Genomic DNA, 22,406 nt, shown 5'->3' with positions numbered 1-22,406 from the left:
TATTCATATTTCCCCAATCAGTCCTACGCCTTTTCTGTAATAAATCATTACAAATCCTAGAATAGACAACTTTAAAAAAACGTGAAATCGATATGGCTCTTTCGTAGAGCATATTTTAACTGTGTGTATCTTACTACTTCTTCTGTCTGACTTATATCTAGGAAGTATATTACTTCTGTCAAACTGGTAGAAGTCTATTGCTATCAGAACTATAAAGTGTGAACCATTGGCTCTCCGTTCAATCGGAGAGTTTATTATTTTGCATATTTCATCACACTTTCGTAAAAGGAGGTGAAAAGAAATAATAAATGAGGATTTACAGTTAGCTTTGATTCAATTCAAAAGAAATACGGAACTTCAATTACATTCATTGATGCGACAAGGGGCATGTCTCGTGAGCATCTAAGTAGATAGTTTCATAATGATTCATATGCACTTTCGCAAGAACTGTTCTCTAGTTAATTACTTAACATTGTTTAATCTATCCAAAACAAGAGAAAAAGTAATGTTCTCGACTCTTTAAAGAGTGAGGGAGAAAAACGGTATCTACCTCTTTCCCAAGAGTGAGGACAAATACACCTTTGCCAATCATGGCAAGGGTTATTAGTCGTTCTCTCCTCAAAAATTCGACAAATAGGAGATAGCTATTATGACACCTAATAAAGTGAATAAGAATCAGTTTGAGAAGGTAAATGAAGAATGGCGGGATGTTGTAGGTTATGAAGGACTGTATATTGTGTCTAACTACGGAGAGGTAAGGAGTTTAGGTAACGATAAAGGACGTAAAGAGAAAATTATGAAGAGTCATGTTTGCCGTAATGGTTATGAAAAACTTGATTTATGTAAAAAGGGTCAACCTACAAAGAAAGTTTATGTTCATCGCTTAGTGGCAATGGCGTTTATTCCCAATCCACACAATAAGCCACAAGTCAATCACATCAATTGTGACAAGCTAGATAATAGACTAGAAAACCTTAACTGGATGACACGAAAAGAAAATATCGCTCATGCCATAGAGAATGGGCTAATTAAGAGAAACAACAACCCAGTAATCGCAACTCATTTGGACACAGGTGAGCAACGACAGTTTAAGTCGCAGAAAGAAGCCTCTAGAGAACTTGGCGTTTATCCGAAGAATATCTCCAACGCGCTCAATGGAAGAATCACGCATGAAAGTAGATGGGCATTTGAACGTAGTAATTCGGTATATAAGATAACGTCATAATAATGACGGGCAAGCAGTCACTGCTCTATTCAATGTTGACATAGATTATCTAATCCTAAGTCGAAAACGCTTAGGATTTTCGCTTGTTTATACACCAAATATACGACAAGTTGAAGTTTAGCGATTATTTGTTGCCGGAGGTGATCTTTCCGGAATTTTTAGATCATGCTAATATGAAATACCTTTAGTTTATCTTTATCTGTTCGACCAAAGCTCAGAGTGAGCCAACAGCGTAGCGTTGGCGAGCTAAAAAGCTAGCAAGTTTGAGCCTTTAGGCGAAAACTTACTAGCGTGCCGATAGGCTAGTTACGCAACAATCATCTTTTCTTCCATTAGAGCTTATATTAGTGCATCTATCCCTACTCCATCAGTAATTATCATATAAAATCATCGAAAAAATTGTGCAAAATCGACCTATTAATATAAATTATATTATTACCTCGATTCTGCACAATTTCACAGGACAAAAAACACTAATTAAATAAAGAGGAGTCGATTAAATTGAGTCACAAATACACATTAACAGAATTGGTTAATAAGTACGGTAACAAGGTGCAAAAGCAAGCGTTAAAGAAAGATGGTACAATACCTACTCGTTCATTTAACAGCATTATCAAGAGTGCGCGTGAAGAATGGGAATACGTAGATGTTACTGGCAGAGGTACAAAGCGCATTATTACATGTGATGGCAAGCGAATTGTAAAAGCCAAACGCGAAGATAGGCGCTCAAACAATGGTCAGGGGCAACTTGCAGGAGAATTTGACCTATGTTCACTCGTTATTGACTATCTAATCAAGAAAAACAATAAGATCAATCCTATGTCTGCCACCAAATGGCTTCTTGAACTCGGTATAGTTGATACGAAACTTTCTAATGCTATGTACAGTTCTAGAGGGCATCATATAGAGAGCCTTCAAAAGCAATTTAGTGATGCAATCGAAGATTATGACAAAGACGATAAAGACTTTGAGATGTTAGAAGAATTTATCCAAACATATCTCAAACATACGAAGTATAGTCTGGTGTCAGTATTCAACAAACTAAGTAAGGTCAAAGCAATCATCCATATCAAGGAAATTTGGGGATGCGACACTCACGGTGTGCATCGGAAGTTAAACAAGTCTGAGATTAAGGAAGTTGCCGATCTTCGAAGAAGATTGCTAATTATTCATAATTTAAAGGGAAGTGACCTGTTTAAGGCTAACATGAGAGGAGTAAAAGAGTTCAAGAGAGCCTTTAACAGTAATCTTCTAGCACAATTCGGTTTGCATTACTACTATGATGCACATGATTGCGTACTACAAGATTCAGATGCAGGACTACATGCTACGTTAGACAAGTTGCGTGATAGAGGTGAACTTGAATTTGCACTAGGTTTAACAGAAGCAAATGCAATCATTATGACTCAGATGTTCAAGAATGAGCATAGCAAGCGTTCATTGGAACTTGCAGAAAAAAGGCAGAAGAACACTTCCAACAGATCAGACACAGATAGAATCCGCAGATTAAAACTAATGCATCATTATGCGCCGATGTGGGAAGTATTGTTGGAGTATTTTAGATGCACAAGCTATTTAGGAAAACAATACAATGATGCTGATACATTACCAGTTTTAGAGTTAAAATTTAACGATAGGACTAAAGCGAAGCGTAGTCCTCGTCAGAAAAAAATCGAAAACATGCAGTGCCAAAGAAAGTACTAACCATTTTAAGGTTACTTTACACAACCGACAATCCATGTTATGTTACTTGCAGTTACCCGTTTAATCTTTTTAAATTAGAAAGGGTGCGATAAGCATATGCAACAATCCTGTCCGAAACATACGACATTATCATATATTTACCTTAACGAGAGTGGTTACCAAACTACTCTCGTTTTTTTGTGCAATTTTAGATCGATACTTTCTTTGGCACTCTGTATGGGAGGTGGCATGTTGTTCTAGCGGGTTGTTTAATCTAAAGAGTAATCGAATGTAACAGAACGACAGGAGAGATAGCATGAGCAAGAGTAGAAGAGAGAAATGGAGAAACCTTTCCCTCAACTCATCTAATATCGACGAATACCTCACCGATCTGATAGAGGATACAAAAAGTCAGTACATTACACAAGGAGTCTCCTTTAACAAGGATGACTCCTATCAGATGGGACTTTTAAAACAAGCTCTATTGCAACATAGTTCGTTTAGCGGATTGGTAAAGCATCTATTAACACTTTATTTTCAATCATCGGAAGATACTACTCACGTAGGTTCAAGTCATAAAGTCGAAGCTATTCAGGAAAAAGAAGATACTGAAATAGCTATAGAAGATGAATTACAAGGTAAGAAGCAAATATGGATTGACCTTACTGATCTAAAAAATAACTAAATGGAAGATCAATTTTATTTAGTTTGAAGGAGCGGGACTATCTTTTTGCCCTCAAAATTAGATTTGAGTTTGGACTACTACGTATAGTAACCTCGTTGAATGTTATTAATGGAGAAGGATAAATTCATGAAAAAATATAGTGATGGCACAATACATGATAACACCAAAGTCATTTCACTTACTAAGTATGCAACAAAAAAAAAGCAAGAAGAAAAAAACTTAGTTAAAAAAGCCGTTCCGTTTTCAAAGATGACAGAACAGCAGCGATTGGAAACTATGCAAGCAATGCGAGATGAAGATGAATAACTTTTTGTCCGTGATTCTTTTCATTTATTTCTATCGATAACACTAAATAAAATATGAGTTTTATTGATACTTTAAGGAGCGGGATTATGAATAATAATAACTATAATCACAACAGCGGCATTCCTGAGTCTTCCGAAGGCAAAAGCTTACAGGAATTATGGGAACTTCTGTTGGGGAAAGAAGGTTTAGAAGAACGAAAAGCAAAATATGAAGCACGGAAGTTAAAGCCTGATTATCGGGAAGATGCGATGAATATATTAGAATGCCCGATGTGTGGTTGTGATGATGTTCCAAATGTGGATATTGACTTTGACCTTAACATGAATAACGACAAAATCAAGAGCATCAAAGTACGCGGTGCTAAGTGTTCAGGTTGTGGTGAGACTTTTTACGATTCCAAGACTACAAATCTAATCCTAAAGATAAGTAAGTTGGTTGACGATAAATAAGTCCTTCAAGAAAACAAACCAGAAATGGATTAGCCATTTCTGGTTTGTTCAAGTTACTCATTGAGCCTATTTTCCTGTCTAATAAACAATCTGCCCCAATGTCCTCTATTTACTCATTCAAGACATCAGCACCTAGATTATATAGAACGGCATATATAAAGTTAAAATGGGATATTCAAGCTCAATAGTGCAAAATATCTCTAGCTACTCTTGAATTGACGTTACAACTCCATCTTCCAAGTACACATATCTGCCACCTGAATAAACCCACTGTTCATGTACACCGTATTCAGTAGTAGTTTTATTAATATCTTTTGGTTTACCCCAAGATTTCGATTCTAGAAGCTCTTCTGCTTTCATGCCGATTTCGGGATCAAAAAAGCCTTCTTCCTTACTTTCTTTTTTCATTTGTCTAGTTGTTCTTGTATCAAGAAACTCTGTCAAATCTTCTCTGAGTTTGTCGTACGATGCGTCAGTAAGCTCGTTATCATCATAATAAACCTCACGTAATTTATCGCTAACTTTTTCCCATTCCTCACGAAATATATCATTTGAACCTTCCATTAAATACAAGAATGCATATGAAGCTAAAGTACTAAATACTTTATCATCCTGCTTGTTATGAGATACTATAACCTCTCCAACCTCGGAATACATTCCTTTATCAATCAAACATAAGACTTGGGCTTTTATGTCTGAATCTGTCTCGCCTTCTAATTTACAACCACCTATCTCACTAACACTAAAATTACTTTGATTTACATTGTCGCTTGTATTTAGAGAAGTATCCCCAATATTTCTACATGATACCAATATCATTATGAAAATAATACATAATACAGACTTCTTCAAGATAGTACCTCCTGTTGTAATTTGTGAATAGCTCTAATATTTCATGCTATAGAATACAAGTAAAGTTCCAAATTTCTGATATGCTAATCTGAAAACTATAAAGGTCCTTCCATACATTTGTATGAAATGGACGGATAAGAATGTCTTCTGATTCTTTATAACTCATTGGAGAACACATCAAAATGTTACGCAAAGAAAATGGTTACATCCAAGAATCCTTATCGAATAAAGCAGAGTCACTGATAGATTAGATTGATGCCCAATTAGTTTAATTGGGGCATTGAAGAGTAAACCCTTACAATAGGCAAAACCATATAAGACAGAAGTCCACCTAAATTTTAGGTGGACAGTCAGGAACCCCAAGACAATAGTCTCACAAATATTCACAAATGTCACTATTTCAGAGCAAAGTCTTAGTGTTATACCTATGATGAATGGAAAAATTCATTATTATCTAATGAAAAGAATAAATTTGTAAAAATTGGACAGATAGGCGGTCAATAATTAGACTCAATACCGCCTTTTAATAAACACCGAAAAAGTATAGTGGACTGTCAACAGTGAATCAGACAACTTTTTTAAGGGCCTCTGCTTTGTACTGACTGGCGTCATGTAGCCTAGTGTGCCATGAACACGATGTTTATTAAACCCGTTTACATAATCATATAATTCTAGTTTTAGATGATGAAGACTCTGGAAATTCATCTGATTGACGAATTCTGTTTTCATCACTTTGTAAGTAGCTTCAGCAACGGCGTTGTCATAAGGACAGCCTTTCATACTCAGGGAGCGACCAATGTTGAACGTTTCTAATAGATCGTCCATGGTCTGATTCTTAAACTCGCTTCCACACGATCCGTATGAAACCACTGAATGTCGCTTAAATCGCCTTCTACTGTGGCAAAGGCACAGGAAAGCAGAGCAGCATCCTTGTGTAGACCTGCACTGTGGCCAATGATTTCTCGGTTAAATAAATCGATCAGCACGCAAATGTAATGCCACTTGTGCTGGACTTTGACATAAGTGGGATCGCTGACTACGAAGCGTTTAGCTTCAGTTTGATCGAACTCACGTTTTAACTCATTCGCCGTTATTGCTTCGTTACAAGCAGTCTTGTGCGGCTTATACTGCGCTATTGTGTACGTGGACACCAGACCCTGCTCTTTCATAATCCGTCCGATTCGACGTCTTGAAACCGTATAGCCTTGTTCCTGAAGTTTGACCTTCAATGTGCGTGTTCCATACGCTTTTCGGTTGGCCTTAAAGATCTCTACGATAGCCGTCGTTATTTCGTCATCGTTGTCTTTTGCTTTCGTTTCATAGTAGAAGGTACTTCGGGAGATTTGCAGGAATTCGCACAATGCTGATTCGAGTATTTATCACTATTCTGCTTAATGATCTTTACTTTCGTCTCATGATCAGCGCGGCTTGCTTTAAAATGTCATTTTAAATTTCAAGCCGCTGAACTCGCTTACGAAGAGCGATGAGTTCATTTTCTTCAGCTGTTCGGTTATCTTTTTCAGAAAACGAACCTGACGTTTGCGTTTGCTTAATCCAGCGATCGAGGGCAAATGGACTAAGTTCATACTCTCTCGCAATCGTTGCCCTTGGCTTTCCATTTTCATATAACTGGACCATTTGTCTTTTGAATTCTGCTGTAAATGTACGTCTTTGTATTGGCATAGTAGATCCGCTCCTAGTATTATTCTCTTCATTCTACTAGCCCTTATTTTTATTGTCCAACTAAATGTAGCCGATTCATAGTGCCACTTCGACTCCATAAAGGATGCCATAAATTATGATTATCTTAGCTGTAAAAAGTCACCCATTCTAAGATACTTAAATCTTACGAATGGGTGATTAGTTATCATTCTACCTATTTAATAAGCATAATTTCAATTAAAGATATTGATTCCTTTGCAGTAAATATCCGTCGATAATCAACAACAAGTTTATAAATTTCTTCAAATGAGATTTTTCCAGTATCAATCCAGTCTATTACTTTATAATATTCATCTGACTTTGAGAAGAAGAGTTTTGCAATAACATTTTGTCTATCGTTACGTTCTTTAACAGAACAATAAACTCTTTTGAATTCTCCTGCATCAGAAAAACTATATTTAGATTGCATGTATATGAGGAACTTATGTACTAATAATACCTTTGTCATTTGTTTTTCTTCGTTAAGTATTATAAAATTCCAAAACTCTTCCATCGTGTTATAGTCTGTAATAATTTGAAGCAGTTTTTCTAACAACAACCCTTTAAACCCCACTAATTCTAACTCTTCCTTAATGTTAAACCAATACCCATTCATAACTTGCTCATCTGTTACCATTGTCTGTTGTTGAGTTATCACAATAAAATCCTCCTAAAATAAATTGTAAAAAATGCATAGCAAATAAACCAAACATGTTGCAGTATTTGGGAGATGATGATAAGATAAATATACGCTTAAACGGTTATTTAATTACTTTCATAATACACGTTCATGCGTATAATGTCAATACACTTTAACCTTTTTAGGGAGGTCTATTTATGTTGAAAATAAAAATCAAACTTAAAGAAGCAATGAAGTCTAGAGGAATTACGCAAATGCAACTAAAAGAAATGTCTGGAGTCAGACAAGCTGCAATTTCAGAGCTGTGTAGGAATGACCGTGTAGAGGTTAATTTACATATGCTTGAGAAGATATCTGATGCTTTGAATATCTCAGATATATCCGAGTTGCTTCAATTTGAAGAAGACAAAAAGGACTCCCTTTAATCAGGAGTCCTCTAATTGCTTCTAGGATCAGTTGTAAGGCGTTGTATAGTTTCCTACGACGCATAACCACTATAAAGTGCTATCAACCACGTAGGTTTTACGATTGTTGTGTCTAACATACAATCTGATTTATTTCACATGTAACTTGCGAATGACTGAATGACCAGATACATACTTTCATGAATGTGTTTTATAAGTACCATCCCCAAAATTGATAAATATTTCTCAAGCAACTTTAGATTTAAAACACAAACAGTCAACATGATCATGAGCCTTTTGCAGACACATTAAATCTTCACCTCATTTAAAGGACTATACACTTTTCCTATTTCCAAAATATCATGCTGTTCTAGTCCTCTCAAATACTTTGATGTAATTTGAGTATCAAAATGTCCCATAAGTCTGCTTAAACTGTAAATATCTATTCCATTCTTCAACTGCTTCTGGGCAAAATAATGGCGGCAATCATGCGGTGAACAACGCACTTCTTTCCGCACTCCCACATTCTTGCAGTGCTCCTTCAGTATCTTGTTGATGCGGGAACGAGACAACCTTTCCGCGCTTTGGTCTAGGAAATAGTAATCCTCAATCTCGTCTTCTAACCTGTGTTTAAACCGAACTAGCTTCGCTTCTTCGTACTTCCTCATATACTTTCTCATGATCTTGCTAATGTAGATTAGCCGCTCCTTAGAACCCTTTCCATGAATCAGAATATTCGTTCTTGATACATCATCGTTCTTGATGTTACACAGCTCTGAAACACGTATTCCCGTATCAAATAGCATGATAAGTATTAACTTATCCCTTAGATTAGAGTAAGTGTCTTCTCGAACATCATTAATTATTCGCCGTACCTCTTCATCATTAAATGTAATGATAACCCGCTTCTCTTCTTTTAAGTTCCTAATTCTTCGCATTGGGTTGTCCTTCTCGTCTATATATTCCTCATCGACAAGATACTGATAGAAGACCTTAATTGTTGCGATTTGATTGTTAATTGTAATATTGGCTTCTTTACCTCGACTTTGACAATACTGAATATATTTTTTAATGTGCATAGAAGTTACTTCTTCCGCTTCCTCAACACCAAGTTGCTCTTTCGTGAAATGCCTCCAACGATGTAAACGGTACATGCATCCTTCAATGTACTCCTTTTTTCTACCTTGTATCTCTTGATTTAGTTTAAAGCCATCAATCAGTTCTTTGATTCTGGACATAAAAAAACTCCCTTTCATTTGGTTAAATAACACAAATAAAAGAGAGTAATTTTTGAAGACCAATAGTTGCAGGTGAATGAAAGATAATTTAATCGAATTATCTGAGAACCCTTATCCAGAAAGGATCCCCAGCTACAAATCAATTAAAAACTATCCTATATTATTCCCACTCAATCGTTGCTGGTGGCTTGGATGTTACGTCATACACGATGCGGTTGACGTTGTCGACTTCATTAACGATGCGAACGGAGATCTTCTCAAGGATATCCCAAGGAATACGCGCCCAGTCCGCTGTCATGCCGTCGATAGAAGTTACCGCGCGGATACCTACTGTGTAGGAGTATGTGCGCACGTCACCCATAACGCCAACGCTCTTCATATCTGGAAGAGCCGTGAAGTACTGCCAGATCTCTTGATCAAGGCCAGCTTTTGCAATCTCTTCACGAAGGATTGCATCGGATTCACGCACGATCGTGAGCTTGTCCTCTGTCACTTCGCCAAGCACGCGGATCGCAAGTCCTGGACCTGGGAATGGCTGACGCCATACGATCTCACGCGGAATACCGAGCTCTTCGCCCACTTTGCGAACTTCGTCCTTGAACAACGTGTTCAATGGCTCGATTAATTGGAACTTCATGTCTTCAGGAAGACCGCCCACGTTGTGGTGGGATTTGATCGTTTGAGCAGTTGCAGTACCACTTTCTACGATATCCGTGTACAGAGTACCTTGTGCCAAGAAATCGAAGTCTCCAAGCTTCGCAGATTCTTCGTCGAAGCAGTAGATGAACTCGTTGCCGATGATCTTGCGCTTTTGCTCAGGATCGGATACGCCAGCAAGCTTGCTCATGAAGCGCTCGCGAGCATCGATCTTGATCACGTTCATATCGAACTTGCCGCCAAAGGTCTCCATTACGCCTTCAGCTTCATCCTTGCGCAGCAGGTTGTGATCGATGAACATACAAGTCAGCTGATCGCCGATTGCTCTGTGGATCAATACTGCCACTACGGAGGAGTCTACGCCGCCGCTGAGTGCACACAGTACTTTGCGATCGCCAACAAGATCGCGAATCTCTTGGATCTTATCTTCGATGAACGATTCCATCGTCCAGTCGCCCGTACATTTACATTCTTCGAACAAGAAGTTCTTGAGCATTTCATTACCATTCACAGAGTGACGAACCTCTGGGTGGAACTGAACGCCGAAGAAGCGCTTCTCCGGATGGCTGATTGCAGCGATTGGCGCATGCTCTGTGCTTGCATCAATACGGAAGCCCTCAGGCAGCTCAACGACTTTGTCGCTGTGGCTCATCCATACCGTTTGGCTTGCTTCAAGGCCTTTCGTCAACAGGCTGTCTGCTTGGAAGACAACGTCTGCCTTGCCATACTCGCGCTTGCCTGCGCGCATAACCTTGCCCTTCAGTTGATGAGACATCATCTGCATGCCGTAGCAAATACCTAGGATCGGTAGTCCCATATCATATACAGCTGGGTCAACCATCGGGGAATTCTCTTCATATACGCTAGCCGGTCCGCCAGAGAACACGATCCCCTTCGGATTCATTTCCTTAATCTTCTCCGCTGGAGTGTTGAATGGAATCAACTCACTGTATACGCCTAGATCACGGATACGGCGTGCGATCAATTGATTGTATTGTCCACCAAAGTCGAGAACGACAATCATCTCATGGTGCTTGCTCATCAATGTGCCTCCTAATTCTTATTGTTCAAGTTCTATGAAAAACTCCAAAGGGAGGATTTCGACACTAATCGTGCTGCATCGTACAGCAGAATTCAATTCTTATATCGTAAACAAGAGTCTGCCTCTCGTCAATGCCCTAAGACTAGACCCTGATCAGCACTTTCTTATAGCGTCCCACTAACCCTTATTCTTTATGATGATACGCTGAATTGACTTATTCGTCAAAAAGGGAATACTGGAACTTTCGCTAAGCATATAGCAAGCCCGACCCGCGTGAAGCATAAGCCGGGCAGGGCTTGATTGGATCGATATCAGTCATGTCATACAGGACAAGCGATCTGTTATTTAATATGCACTCCGAAAGGAAGCTTGCCGAGCCTTAGGAGCAGGACCTTCAAGCAACCCTTTCTACTTATTATAGAGAGGCCCGATAGATCGCCAGCACATCCGCTCTCTCAAGCTTTTTGAAGCCGCCGAATGCGCCGAACTTCATGCACTTATCCGCCATCTCCTCCAGCTTGGAGTCGTCGATATCATAATCCGCCAGTCGACTTGGAGCGCCAATTGCCTTCCAGAATGTCCGCAAGGCCTCAATGCCAGCTCGTCCAGCTTCTTCATCCGTAAGCCCGCTTGCATCAACTCCAAAGACGTTGACCGCCAGCTGCTTGAAGCGCGCCGGATTCTCCTTCAGCACATGCTTCATCCAGTTCGGAAACAGTATCGCCAAGCCGCCGCCATGCGGGATATCATATACAGCCGATACCGCGTGCTCGATGTTATGTGTCGCCCAGTCGCCGCGCACGCCCATCGTCGTCATGCCGTTAAGAGCCAATGTACCGCTCAGCAGAATCGTCTCGCGCAGCTTCGTATTCTCAAGATCTTGAACAAGCTTCGGCGCGGTCTCTATAACAGCCTTCAGTATGCTCTCCATCCAGCCATCTTGAATGGAAGTGTCCGCATCATGATGAAAGTACCCTTCAAATACATGAGACATGATATCCACCATGCCATATACCGTCTGATCCTTAGGCAAAGACTTTGTATATTCCGCATCCAGAATGGAGAACTGCGGATATACATGAGGGCTGCCCCAGCCGAGCTTCTCCTTCGTCTCCCAGTTCGTAATGACTGAGCCGCCATTCATCTCAGATCCGGTAGCCGCAATCGTAAGAATCGTTCCCAGCGGCAGCGCAGCCTTCGGCGCCGCACGATGGGTCATGAAGTCCCATGGATCTCCTTCATACTTCGCACCAGCAGCGATCGCCTTTACACAATCGATAACGCTGCCCCCTCCTACAGCAAGGATGAAATCAATATCGTGCTCGCGGCACAGCTTCACGCCTTCATGGACCGTATGAAGCCTAGGATTCGGTTCTACTCCTGCAAGCTCTACAACTTCAAGCTTCATGTCATGAAGGATAGCGCTCACCTGATCATACAAACCATTGCGTTTAATGCTTCCTCCACCATACACCAGCAATACACGTTGATAAGGGGCTAATTCTTCCTTAAGCTTGGCGATCTGTCCCGTGCCAAACATAAGCTTGGTTGGATTCTGAAATTGAAATGCCTGCATCGCTAAAGCCCTCCTTGGATTAGAAGTTGGCGATCATGAAATCGTTAAATTGCATTGAGCCCATTATATAGGAAAACTTTTGTGCGAGTCCATCCATAGCAGACAAATCAAGCTTACGAAGTTGGGATCTCTTCTGCCTTTGCATTCAAAGCCGAGACGCTGAGCGTATGCCAAGGAATCATCTTGCCTGCAGAATGAGTGATGCGAACCACCTTCTCTTCGCCTGGGAGAAGATCAAAGAAATTATCGCTTAGGCTAAGCCATGCCTCATCAAGCTCAAGCTTAACCATACGTGCGACGCCGTCTGCCTTGAGGCGAACGAGCCCTTCCTGCTCATCAACTGCAACTTGTACTCTTGTTGGTTGGAATTCCATCTCCTTATGGCTGCGCAAATATACAAATTGATCCTCTGCTGCACCGTGCTTGGAGCGAAGCACCATTACAACCTTGGCAGGGTCCATTCCCTTAAGGAGATCTTGTTCCGGAATAACATCCAGCAGTCGCTTGTCATTGCCGCATACTTCGATCGAATAATCACGCTGGCAGAGAAGATCTCCGTCTAGTCCCCATACCATCAGCGTAACCTCATCCTGCAAGACCTCTCTGCGATCATTAAGGGCCCAGATCAGCAGCTCTTGATCTGCATCATAATCGATCGTGTACAGCACAGGCGCAAAAAACTTGCGGCTGTAATGATAAGCCGCCTTCGGCAGGCCATAATAATCGATCACAGACCAGCTTGTACCCGGCCAGCAGTCATTCAGCTGCCAAAACAGTGCCCCGCTTGTACTTGGCTTATTGCGGCGATAATGCTCAATGCCATACTTCAGGCCTTCGGCTTGGGTAAGCATGGAGAAGTTCATATATTCCTCTATATCGCTTGGCGCGCCGGTATAGCCTTCCATAAGCAGAATGCCCTTCTTATGATGCATGTCCTTGTTGCGATACATCATCTCTTCGCTGCCCCAATAAAATGCTTGTGCCGGAATATTGCGGGCCAGCGTATAACGGTTCGAAGAAGCATGCATGCCGAATTCGCTGGCAAACTTCGTATAATCCTTTTTAAAATTTGTAAAAGACAAGCCTTCCACGCTGTAATCCTGCAGCTGAGGCTCGCCAAATACGCGCGGCTCGATATTGCCATGCCACACCTGCCAGTTATGGGTATCCCCAACCTCACGCGAATTATGATCATTGCCTCCATAAGGGGAACTTGGCCAGAACAATCGAGTTGGGTCCAGCTCTTCCATTAGGACAGGCATAAGCTCATGATAGATCTTCTCTCCATAGAAGGGATGCGCAATCTCGCCGCTTGCATGTAGCGCTTCATACAGCCAGTCATTCTCGTTGTTGCCGCACCAAAGGGCTAGGCAGGTGCAACTGCGAAGACGCTTGACGACCTGCTCGACTTCACGTCTCACATTATCCATGAAGTTGCGATTGTAGTCCGGATATAAGGCGCAGGCAAACATGAAGTCCTGCCATACAAGCATCCCAAGACGATCACATTCCTCATAGAAAATATCGCGTTCATAAATGCCGCCGCCCCATACGCGCAGCATATTCATGTTAGCATCTCGGCTCATCGTCAATAGATGCGTATAACGTTCGTCCGGTACGGAGGCAATAAAGCTGTCGATCGGGATCCAATTCGCCCCTTTGGCAAACAGCTTGATGCCATTCAGCTTGAAGGTAAAGGCATGCTCGCCTTCTTCATCATGAAGCATCAGCTCTAATGTACGAATGCCGAAAGACTGAACGAAATGATCGATCGCCTGATCGCCAGTAAACAGCTTCACCTCAAGCTGATACAAGTAAGGCTCTCCTAGATCATGCGTCCACCACAGTATAGGATCATGGACATGCAAAGTCGCCTCACCGCTTAATCCCTGCGCAATGATTGCACCGTCCGTATGAACACCTTCGTTTTGATTCACTTGCAGCAGCGCTTCACTGACAACTTGGCCCTCTTGATTCTTCAGCGTCACCTGTGCGGAATAATCCGCCTTACGGTCGTAAGCTTGAATGTTCAAGGTGACATCGATTGCAGCCTTCTCTTCGTCCACCATAGTCGTACGTGCAAATACATCCTGAATGGCAGCCTTCGTGCGCTTCACAAGATGAACATCCTTCCAGATGCCCGCGCATACAAGACGAGGTCCCCAGTCCCAGCCATAATGGCTTTGCGCCTTGCGGGTCCAGATTCGCTTCTTGCTAAAGCCCGACCAATAATACTGCTTCTTGCTCTCCGCATACAGATGCACCGGATCAAACTTCACAGCGAGGGTATTCTTCCCCTTCTTCAGCTCGCGCGTAACATCAAAGGCATGCTCGATAAACATATTGTCTGTAGAGCCAAGCTCTACGCCGTTCAGATACACCGTTGCGAACGTATCGAGCCCGTCAAAGATGAGCTCCATTCTCTCTCCCGCTTCAGGATCTACACCTTCATCATGGGTAAATACCGTGCGATACCACCATACCTTCTCCTCCACCCAGCGGCACTTCTGATCGTTATGCCCAAAAAAGGGGTTATCGATCACACCATGTTCCATCAGGGTAGAATGGACATCGCCAGGTACCTTGGTCGTCATCCAAAAGTAATCGATGTATTCCGGCGAAGCCACTTCTAAATCCTTTGCTTCTCCCACCTTAAAATCCCGGAGCTTCCAATTGTCTGATATTCTCATGCTGCTCTCCTATCGTGCGCGAAACGCCAAGGCTCCCGCAGGGCCTTGGCGCTCACTATATTCCGGTGCTGCAACATCTCATTATTCCATAACTGCACCGTGATTTCTATTCGTATTTTAAGCTATCTAGAATCTCTTGTACGCTAAGTTCCGCACAGGCCATCGAGGTATCGGCAACGCCATAGTACATTTTCACAACATTGCCATGAACGACAGCGCCACAGGAGAACACTACGTCGCCAAAGAAGCCATTCTTCTCATATTCCGCATCGGGCTCCATGATCGGATGCTCGGAGCGAGCAATCACCTTGGATGGATCATTCAGATCCAAGAGAAGCGCCCCCATGCAGTAGCGATGATCGAGTGTGGCACCATGATAGAGCTCAAGCCATCCCTTCTCTGTCTTGAATGGAACGGCGCCTCCGCCCATGCGGCCGCTGTCCCACATGCCTTCGCGAAGACCTGCAAGGTGCTTATGGTTGCCCCAATACAGCAGATTGTCGGATTCCGCAATCCACATTTCCGGATTGCCTGTGCTCTTCGTCGTTGGACGATGCAGCGCATAGTACTTGCCGTTGATCTTCTCAGGGAAGATCAATACATCCTTGTTGTCAGGACCAAAGATCATGCCATGGTGAGTGAAGATCTTGAAGTCCTTCGTCGATACCATGGATTCGCCAACGCCAACTGGAGAGACAGCCGAGAAGTAGATGTAATACGTATCGCCAATTTGAGTCACACGCGGATCCTCGATGCCAAACGTCTCAAGGGATTGGGATGGGTATACCAACGGTTCATCATCAATCGTGAAGTTGTGGCCGTCTTTGCTGCGCGCAACGCGGATATAGGACAAGCTGGTCAAATACTCAAACGTCGAGCTCTTCGATACATTGCGAATCACACGTGGATCAGAAAAATCGTAGCGCTCGTCATCTGTGCGCAGCTCGATAATATCAAGCTGCTTCGTTTCCACATTATATACAGGTGCTTTCACAATCATTGGATCATGGCTGATCGGACGCTCTGCCACGCGAAGCAACAGTAGAATCTCTCCCTTGTACTCCGCAACGCCTGCATTGAATGCGCCAATCACTTCAAAGTCATCCCGATGCGGCTTGACATCAGCAGGTGTAATGATTGGGTTCTCTTCGTATCTATAGATATTCATGGTGTCGTACTCCAATCCTAAGGCTTAAATTTGCTCAAATGTTAAAAAGGGGTCTTGAATCGTCAAACGATGCGCTTCAGCATCGCTAATGCCTGCATACAAATCCGCGGTTCCATCCGCTTTGCGCACCAATCCACCGCTGAATACAACATCAACCAAATCCGGACGCTTCGTTGCACCTGGGAGGAATTTGTCACGAATCGCAATCAGCTCCATGTCGGAATGCTCTCCCGTTGTCGGATCAAGTGCGAAGACCATCGGATAATAGTGGCGATTGCCTTCATCATCAAAGGAAGCAATATGGCCGAGAACGCCAATGAGTCCATTGCTTAGAATGTGAAGCTCATTGCCGCCGCCCCACTCCTCATCAACGAACTGCCCTTGAAGCAGCGGAGCCTCATTTACAAGCTCGATAGACAGCTCTTGCAGGCTCTTCGCTGTCGTAAAGCCAATCTTTCCGCGGCCGCCCTTTTCTCCTTGAGGACGAGTAAAGACGCCGATCTGTCCATTAGGAAGCTCTACAAGGCGAAGATCCTTCATCGCATCTGGACCAACAAAGAATGGCGCCAGCTCTTGAATGCTCTTGCCTTTGTAGAATACGGTCCGCCACATCAACGCATGCTCCTGTGTAGGATGCGGATAGATTTGAACACCGCCTAGGACGAGCTCTCCTTGAATAAAAGTAAAGAATGGATCTTGAAGGGTGAATACAGGCGCACCCTCGCGAGGCACCCAAGCACCCTCTTTTTCAACAAAGAAATGAATTTCAGAATGTTCGCTGTCCCGAGACTCCACGCGACCTGCGATAACCGACTCTCCTTGATCTTCAAAAGGAGCCGTAATGTTATAGACATCCTTGTCGCCAACGCCAGTGAAGTTCAGCTTTACTGGGTCTTTGGCAAGCGGAGCCTTATCCAGGTACTCCTTCAATAACGTTTCACATGTTTTCACATCGGATTTGTGCAATGCCATATGGATTTCTCCTTTTCCTATCCAATAATTGCGCTCTGTATCTTCACTCTATAAATGATCACGATAATAAGTTCGATATAGGGCTTAAACTAAAATAAGTATGGGACACGATCGCAGGCATTCGCTCCCATGTCTGTGTTAGATCATTCTTTCCGCAGTTATATTACTTGTCAGGATCAAGAACCCTGCTGCATCTTAAACAATGACTTTATAAACGAGTGGTCCATACTGCGCCAGCATAGCCAGGCAATACTGTCTTCTCGCCTGCTTGATGATCCTCAATAGACTGTGAGGTGAGTGCAAGCTGCAGAGAATGCTTGTTCACTTCTGACAGGTCTATCTCCACAGGCTCTGCTCCAAAGTTAAGTGCAACAAGCGAGATATCATCTGCAACAATCTTTGTGTAGATCAACACTTCTCCCGCTCGCTCGATCCTAGAATAGCCTCCTTCAGCAAGCGAAGGATGAAGTCGGCGAAGCCTCAGCAGCTGTTGATAATACACATAAATCGAATCTGGATTAGATTGTTCCGCTGCTACGTGAATCTCATTGTGGCGAGGCCCCATCGCGATCCATGGCTTTACTTGAGAGAAGCCGCTATATTCGCTTCCGTCCCACTGCATCGGGGTGCGCGACTTGTCACGACTCTTTTCATTCGCACGCTTTAACGCTTCCTCTTCTGACAGCCCTTCCTTAATTGCCAGATCATAATGCGTTAGGCCTTGAATATCCCGCATATCTTCAATCCGAAGGGAGTAATAGTCCCTCATGCCGATCTCATCGCCGTAGTAAAGGAAAGGCACTCCCTTGGCTGTCAGCATGAAGGCAGCCATCAGCTTCGCTCGAAGCACTTCAAGCTCAGGATCTCCTTCCCCAAAGCGGCTGATATGCCTTGCCATATCATGACTGCTGAAAAATAACGTTGGCACCTGATTCGAACGGTGCACCTCTTCCATGAGCAGAACTTGCTCAATCAGCTTGCTTGGCTGATACGTCTCTTGGCTGCCAAGATTAAAGTTGAATACGACATCGAGCAAGCCATCACCGCTGTATTGCTTCAAGAGCGACATCTCCTCGGATCCAACCTCGCCAACCATAAAGGCACCCTCACGCTGATGGACAAATTCGCATATTTCACGAATCGCATCCAAAATGCCAGCCTGATCCTTATCGTATCGATGATCCTGTTCACCATTATCCTGATACGGATTGTCCGGGAACTGACCCGATACTTTTAAAAAGTTAATGACATCCAGACGGAACCCATCGATGCCTTTATCCAGCCAGAAGCCCATAACATCCTTCATCGCTGCTCGAACTTCTGGATTCGCCCAATTCAGATCAACCTGCTCTGTGGCAAAGGCATGATAGTAATACTGACCGCTTGCCTCGTCGTACTCCCAAGCAGGACCTCCGAAGAAGGACTCCCAGTTGTTTGGCATGCCGCCATCGACTGGGTCTTGCCAGATGTACCAATCCCGCTTCGGGTGATCCTTCGAAGACTTGGACGCTTGAAACCACGGATGTGCAGAAGACGTATGGTTCAAGACAAGATCCACGATGACGCGAATATCACGCTCATGAGCAGTTTTGATGAAAGCATCAAAGTCCTCCATCGTTCCGTAATCAGGATCAATCGCGTAATAGTCTGCGATATCGTAGCCATTATCCACTTTTGGCGACTTGTAGAACGGGGTTAGCCATATTCCGCCGATCCCTAAAGCCTTCAGCTCATCAAGCTTCGAGGCTATTCCTCTGAAATCGCCAATACCGTCTTGATTGCCATCACAGAAGCTTGGCATGTATATTTCGTAGAAGGCGGTACGACGCCACCATGGAACGTTTGAATCCATCTCCTCTGCTCCCCTCAAACCACTTCAAGCTGAACTTCCCCAAGCATCAAAATGGCTTCTAAACCTTTTAAAGTAAAAGATATGCACACCTGCATGTGAATCCAGCCCACTTTGTCAAGCGTTGTGCCTAATCCTTATGCAGATATGCATCACTGCTTATTTAAGACTGAACTGCATGCCTTCCTTGAACTTCTTGCCGAAGATCGCAAACATGATAATAATCGGAACGGTTAGAATAACGGATGCCGCATACAGCGGACCTGGGTAGCTTCCGTAAGGACCAAACATTTGAGACAAGAGCACGTTCAGCGTCAGCATGTTGTCGCTGCGCACAACGAGCATATCCCATAAGAGCTCTGTCCAGCGTTCCATCAGCAAGAACAAGAAGATAACAGCGGTAATAGACTTCGACATCGGCATCATAATGCGATATAGAATCTTGAAGTCCGATGCTCCATCCAGCTTCGCCGCTTCAATAAATACGGTCGGAATCGCTTTAAAAAAGTTCGTGTACATGAATATCGCCCATAGGCTGACGGCCTTTGGAATGATCATGGCCCAGTACGTATCATACAGCCCTACCTTCTGAATCACGAGAAACTGAGGAATGAGCAGGATGATCGCCGGGAAGAACATGTGGAACAACACGAAGTTGTTCACTGTATCGCGTCCTTTAAAGTTCAGCTTGGACAAGGCGTATGCGACCATAACACCGAACACCATCATCAAGGCTGTAGATGCCACGGATACGATAATACTGTTAAAGAAGGCGTTTACCCACGGCCTAGCAATGCCAACCTCACCGCCAGTGAACAGCCATTCGTACGACTTGAGCGTAAATTTCGACGGCACGAGCTGCTTATCGATCTGCGTCCAATCGGCAAAGGAGTTCAGCACCATATATAGATACGGATAAACCATCACGAGCAGTAGTGCTGAAGCAATGATGTATCGGAGTGTCAGACGCAGCTTGCTTTTTTCTTTAGACCCAACCATTTCGCTTACCCCAACCTTCCAGAAGTTTTCGAATCACGAAAATGGAGATAAAGGTCACTACGGACGCCATAATGGCGATCGCGGATGCATATCCCGCTTGCAGGTTCTTGAAGGCCTGACTGTAGATCTCCATCTGCCATGTATTCGTTGCATAGTTTGGTCCGCCGCCTGTTAATTGGTACACCTCTGTAAAGATCCCAAACGTTACCCCAAAGGATAGAATCAAGGTTGTGTATAGAGCTGGGTACAACAGCGGCAACGTAATTCTCCAGAATCGCTGACGATTCGTTACACCGTCAATGGCCGCTGCCTCATATACCTCACGATCAATGCTCTCAAGACCCGAAGTAAGAATAAGCGCATAATAGCCAGTGAATTTCCAAGCTAGAATAATACCAACAATGGCAAGTGCCGAGATCGGTGTTCCAAGCCAATCAATATCCAACCCGAACGTATTGCGCAAAAAGTTGTTAACAGGGCTGTTGTAGGACAAGAACCCTTTTGCAATCAAGGATGATACAACCCCTGAAGACAGATAAGGCAGGAAAAAGCCGATCAGATACAAGCTCTTGAACTTTGGCAATCCCTGCACCAATACCGCTACAGCGAGAGACATAACCGTTACGAGCGGCACGAATAGCATCATGAACTTATACGTAACCCAGAAAGAAGCCTGTACACCTGGTGAAGCCAAGGCTTTCGTGAAGTTTTTCAATCCAACGAAATCATATGTTGGCGCAATCAAGTCCCAGTTCGTAAAGGCAAGATAGAACGACCATATCAGCGGGCCTATGAAAAAGATAAGCCCATAAATAAGGTAGGGACTGGCAAAGAGCCAGCCCAACCTGTTATTTTGTTTGTCAATCATTGCTGAAGTTCCCCTTCAATGGCTTTTTTCATATTGTCCCACGCCGTTTGTGGATCAATTTCGCCACGAACAATTTTGTTGAACGCTTCAGAACCAATCAACGTTTGCAGTTCATTAAAGCGAGGGTTGTCGATCGAAGGAACCGCTTTGGACACTGCTTCAGCGAACGGTCCAAGCTCAGGCTTCTCTGCAACCACATCTTTGAACGCTTGGAGCTCCATCAAATCGTCACGTGCTGGAGGCAGATTGGTTTTTTCGAACCAAGCCACATCATTTGCACTATCGGAGTACACCCACTTCAGGAATTCCGCAGCTGCCTCTTGCTTTTCTTTTGGAGCACCTGCAAAGATGACAAGACCTTTCGCATCTGCATACGTCTTGGAATTCGCTGGATCCACATTGTCTGGCACCGGCGGCAATGTGAGGTCATAGTTCTCTTTGAATTTCAACTCAGGGTATTTCTCTTTCCACATATCGAATGTCCAAGGACCGATATCCGTGAATACGCCTAGGCCTGTCTCAAATGGATCTGTCGCTTGTTTGGCAAGCACGGCTTTCTCTTTAACAAGATCACTTACAAACGTAAGCATCTCTACGCCAGCCTTTTCATCTCCTACAAAGTTGGAGCCTTCGATAAACTTATTGCCGTCGGAAGCAGCGTTGTACAAAATGAAGAAGTCGAACCAACGCTTCCATGCGGTAGGGTCAGCCAGATCGGCACCTTTACCCCACATGAATTTGTCTGGATATTTCGCTTTCAGCTTTTTAGCGGCATCGAGCACTTCGCTGTATGTTTTTGGCGGCTCGTTGTAGCCGATTTCTTTAAGAATGTCTGTACGCCAGCCGATGAGCATCGGATTGGAGTAGATCGGAAGCACATATTGATGTCCATCTGCGAACTCCCAAGGCTTAATCGTTTCTGTCATGTTGCGCTTCTCTACGATCTCCTTGAATTGCGGAAGCTCATCAAGTGCTACCAGCGCTTTACTGTTGGACAATTGAGCCGCGAAGCCGCGGTTGATATTCTCAGAGATCGTTGGTGCGTTGCCGCCTGCGATCGCTGCCTGAATGCTTGCTTCAGAGCTTGGAGATTCTTTAATCGCGCTTACATTTACTTTAACCTTAGGGTTAACCGCTGCGTATTTGTCCGCCATCTCCTGCCAGAATGCTTGTTGAGTTGGGTTTGGCGCTGCCCAGAATTCGATCGTCGTGACGCCGTCTGCGCTCTCCGCACCTCCGCCCTTCGCACAACCTGCAAGTACACTGAACACCATTGTTAAAGCTAAAATAAGTGAAAGTTTCTTTTTCATGTTGATATAGCCTCCCTAATTGCAAAATGCCTTCAACTAAACTTTAAACATTATTAAAATGTTTGTAACGTTACAAAATAGAATGACTTAAA

18 protein-coding genes and 1 pseudogene are annotated in these 22,406 nt (G+C 43.4%); 6 read left to right on the top strand and 13 right to left on the bottom strand.

The genetic code is table 11. The features are described from left to right. Positions 1–649 precede the first annotated feature (649 nt). The 5 genes from B9Y93_RS16410 to B9Y93_RS16390 all read left to right on the top strand — a co-directional run bounded on the left by B9Y93_RS16410 (position 650) and on the right by B9Y93_RS16390 (position 4,348). Complete coding sequence (locus tag B9Y93_RS16410) at positions 650–1,225, top strand: NUMOD4 motif-containing HNH endonuclease (RefSeq protein WP_085495984.1); 576 nt, start codon at positions 650–652, stop codon at positions 1,223–1,225. Positions 1,226–1,726: 501 nt separating this feature from the next. Then, the gene (locus B9Y93_RS16405; RefSeq protein ID WP_176228955.1) at positions 1,727–2,929 is read left to right on the top strand and encodes a hypothetical protein; all 1,203 of its coding nucleotides are present in this window, start codon (positions 1,727–1,729) and stop codon (positions 2,927–2,929) included. Between the two features lie 295 nt (positions 2,930–3,224). Beyond that, the gene (locus B9Y93_RS24625) at positions 3,225–3,593 is read left to right on the top strand and encodes a hypothetical protein (protein ID WP_085495982.1); all 369 of its coding nucleotides are present in this window, start codon (positions 3,225–3,227) and stop codon (positions 3,591–3,593) included. 126 nt (positions 3,594–3,719) lie between these two features. Then, on the top strand, positions 3,720–3,899 hold the full coding sequence (locus B9Y93_RS16395; protein ID WP_085495979.1) for a hypothetical protein: 180 nt from the start codon (positions 3,720–3,722) through the stop codon (positions 3,897–3,899). 86 nt (positions 3,900–3,985) lie between these two features. Further along, entirely contained in the window at positions 3,986–4,348 is a 363-nt protein-coding gene (locus B9Y93_RS16390; RefSeq protein WP_085495977.1) for a hypothetical protein, read from the top strand. A gap of 204 nt (positions 4,349–4,552) precedes the next feature. Here the strand turns inward: B9Y93_RS16390 and B9Y93_RS16385 are convergent, their stop codons facing one another. The 3 genes and pseudogenes from B9Y93_RS16385 to B9Y93_RS16375 form a co-directional block, all read right to left on the bottom strand. Beyond that, the gene (locus B9Y93_RS16385; RefSeq protein WP_085495975.1) at positions 4,553–5,200 is read right to left on the bottom strand and encodes a hypothetical protein; all 648 of its coding nucleotides are present in this window, start codon (positions 5,198–5,200) and stop codon (positions 4,553–4,555) included. 510 nt (positions 5,201–5,710) lie between these two features. Further along, positions 5,711–6,883 (bottom strand): annotated as a pseudogene (locus B9Y93_RS16380) (IS3 family transposase). A 193-nt stretch (positions 6,884–7,076) separates the two neighbouring features. Continuing rightward, positions 7,077–7,559, bottom strand: a complete 483-nt coding sequence (locus B9Y93_RS16375) for a hypothetical protein (RefSeq protein WP_085495973.1) — start codon at positions 7,557–7,559, stop codon at positions 7,077–7,079. Positions 7,560–7,738: 179 nt separating this feature from the next. Here B9Y93_RS16375 and B9Y93_RS16370 point away from each other — a divergent pair, with 179 nt between their 5' ends. Beyond that, positions 7,739–7,966 carry a helix-turn-helix domain-containing protein gene (locus tag B9Y93_RS16370; protein ID WP_085495971.1) on the top strand — a complete coding sequence of 76 codons (228 nt, stop codon included), beginning with the start codon at positions 7,739–7,741 and terminating at the stop codon, positions 7,964–7,966. Positions 7,967–8,253: 287 nt separating this feature from the next. Here B9Y93_RS16370 and B9Y93_RS16365 read toward each other — a convergent pair whose 3' ends face one another. The 10 genes from B9Y93_RS16365 to B9Y93_RS16320 form a co-directional block, all read right to left on the bottom strand. Beyond that, on the bottom strand, positions 8,254–9,183 hold the full coding sequence (locus tag B9Y93_RS16365) for a tyrosine-type recombinase/integrase (RefSeq protein WP_085495969.1): 930 nt from the start codon (positions 9,181–9,183) through the stop codon (positions 8,254–8,256). A 160-nt stretch (positions 9,184–9,343) separates the two neighbouring features. After that, entirely contained in the window at positions 9,344–10,882 is a 1,539-nt protein-coding gene (gene guaA, locus B9Y93_RS16360) for a glutamine-hydrolyzing GMP synthase (RefSeq protein WP_085495966.1), read from the bottom strand. 415 nt (positions 10,883–11,297) lie between these two features. Continuing rightward, positions 11,298–12,458, bottom strand: a complete 1,161-nt coding sequence (locus tag B9Y93_RS16355) for an iron-containing alcohol dehydrogenase (protein WP_085495964.1) — start codon at positions 12,456–12,458, stop codon at positions 11,298–11,300. A 113-nt stretch (positions 12,459–12,571) separates the two neighbouring features. Next, positions 12,572–15,148 (bottom strand): beta-mannosidase, encoded by a 2,577-nt coding sequence (locus B9Y93_RS16350; protein WP_085495962.1) that lies wholly within the window; start codon positions 15,146–15,148, stop codon positions 12,572–12,574. A gap of 106 nt (positions 15,149–15,254) precedes the next feature. Beyond that, a complete protein-coding gene (locus tag B9Y93_RS16345) occupies positions 15,255–16,316 on the bottom strand; it encodes a BtaManbiosPhlase (RefSeq protein ID WP_085495959.1) in 1,062 nt (353 codons plus the stop codon). Between the two features lie 24 nt (positions 16,317–16,340). Further along, positions 16,341–17,288: an MTP-1 family protein gene (locus B9Y93_RS16340; protein WP_085495957.1), complete on the bottom strand. Its 948-nt coding sequence runs from the start codon at positions 17,286–17,288 to the stop codon at positions 16,341–16,343. Between the two features lie 208 nt (positions 17,289–17,496). Next, on the bottom strand, positions 17,497–19,140 hold the full coding sequence (locus tag B9Y93_RS16335; RefSeq protein WP_085495955.1) for an alpha-glucosidase: 1,644 nt from the start codon (positions 19,138–19,140) through the stop codon (positions 17,497–17,499). A 156-nt stretch (positions 19,141–19,296) separates the two neighbouring features. Next, positions 19,297–20,136 carry a carbohydrate ABC transporter permease gene (locus tag B9Y93_RS16330; protein ID WP_085495953.1) on the bottom strand — a complete coding sequence of 280 codons (840 nt, stop codon included), beginning with the start codon at positions 20,134–20,136 and terminating at the stop codon, positions 19,297–19,299. Beyond that, the gene (locus B9Y93_RS16325; protein ID WP_244903443.1) at positions 20,123–21,001 is read right to left on the bottom strand and encodes a carbohydrate ABC transporter permease; all 879 of its coding nucleotides are present in this window, start codon (positions 20,999–21,001) and stop codon (positions 20,123–20,125) included. Before B9Y93_RS16325 ends, B9Y93_RS16330 begins: the two co-directional genes overlap by 14 nt. Beyond that, positions 21,001–22,314, bottom strand: coding sequence for an extracellular solute-binding protein (locus B9Y93_RS16320; protein ID WP_085495950.1), 1,314 nt, complete (start codon positions 22,312–22,314; stop codon positions 21,001–21,003). Before B9Y93_RS16320 ends, B9Y93_RS16325 begins: the two co-directional genes overlap by 1 nt. Positions 22,315–22,406 lie beyond the last annotated feature (92 nt).

Source organism: Paenibacillus aquistagni, from assembly GCF_900177815.1.
Lineage (GTDB): Bacteria > Bacillota > Bacilli > Paenibacillales > Paenibacillaceae > Paenibacillus_B > Paenibacillus_B aquistagni.
Note: the sequence above shows the minus strand (reverse complement) of the source record. Positions and strands in the feature narration are given on the sequence as shown.